This window comes from Planococcus sp. MB-3u-03, assembly GCF_002833405.1.
In the GTDB taxonomy this organism is placed as follows: domain Bacteria; phylum Bacillota; class Bacilli; order Bacillales_A; family Planococcaceae; genus Planococcus.
This window is the reverse complement of record NZ_CP025133.1, coordinates 1-1,329: the sequence shown is the minus strand read 5'-3', so window position 1 is coordinate 1,329 and position 1,329 is coordinate 1. Positions and strand designations below refer to the sequence as shown.

Annotated in this window: 1 protein-coding gene; it reads left to right on the top strand. The window is 30.9% G+C overall.

The features are described 5' to 3' along the window. Positions 1-1,165, top strand: a 1,165-nt coding sequence (locus CW734_RS01165) for a Shedu anti-phage system protein SduA domain-containing protein (protein WP_232787009.1), incomplete at its 5' end; no start/stop codon positions are given. Positions 1,166-1,329: the final 164 nt, after the last annotated feature.

Here is a 1,329-nt window from a genome sequence, read left to right as displayed (position 1 = left end):
AAGGGGGAAATGCATGAATAGGTTAGATTTGTATAAGAAATCCACTTTATTACGTACTTTTATTACAATGAATGGCGAGAACACTGACGAAGAATATGAAAGGTATTCATCTACAAAAAAAGACGTTGAAATAAATATAGAGAAATATGAAAAGGATTCTGAGTTTTACAAGATTGTTAAAGAAATGATTTTTGACGTAGATCAAGATGACAAACCGCTACTTCACATTATTTGTTATACATTTAATAGCTCCTATAACAGTCTTGAGATGGTAGCATTATTGCAAACATCTGTTGAAGCGTCGCAAGATGAATTAGACAAAGCAATACTTCATGAATTGGCTATGTCAGTTATTTACAATATACCTGTTTTCCTAAATCACGATAAATTGGAAGAGAGCCTTAGCGGCTATTATAACCAGTTATATGAACATGGTTTCGAGTTAATAGATGAAAATAATGAAGTAAAAAAATACAAACTTGCAGATACTTTAGTTCCAGATTTTGAAAAACAAAAAGGTGAATTGACAGTAGCGAAAATACCCAGAATTTATTCATTCGGTGAAGTAAATTATTATAAGAATAAATTAATGGAAAAACTAAAAAAACTGGATAGTGCTCAATTTGTAATTAATAATTTAAAAGATGGAATTAATGAATTGTCAGTAGGATTAAATAATATCTCGAGAAATGAGAATAGACTACAAGAAATATTAACGACTTATCCAATTTTATTTGGAACAGAATATATTGAGGTATTAGATAAGCATAGGTTTGGTTCGGAATACGAAGCTGACTATGTTTTGAAAAGATATAATGGACTTTATGATGTTGTTGAAATTGAAGCTAGTACTTTAAATGTTTATACCAAACAAGGCAATCCAGCCAGTGCGTTGGTACATGCAGAACAACAAATAATGGACTGGTTAGAGTGGATTGAACATAATAACTCATATGCACGTGAAAAAATTCAAGAATTGTATTCACCAAAAGGCTATGTGGTAATTGGAAGATCTAATACTCTGACACTAGAAACAAAAGAGAAGCTTAGAAGAAGAAATTTAGTTTTTAGAGATAAAATCGAGGTAATTACCTATGATGATTTATTAGAAAATGCTAAATCATTATTAACGTTATTAACTGGTAGTAAGTTAGAGGCGGATTAAATTTTATTACTATCAAATTTCAATGCAACTAGATAAATCGGATTAATACAGGTAACTCGAAAATATCTTGCTAATCCAAAAATTTTCTTGGGATATGCCCCCACTTTTCGGTCACCTCTGATACAGCTAGAGAGGTCTGAATCAATAAAGGCAGCCTTCTTAAG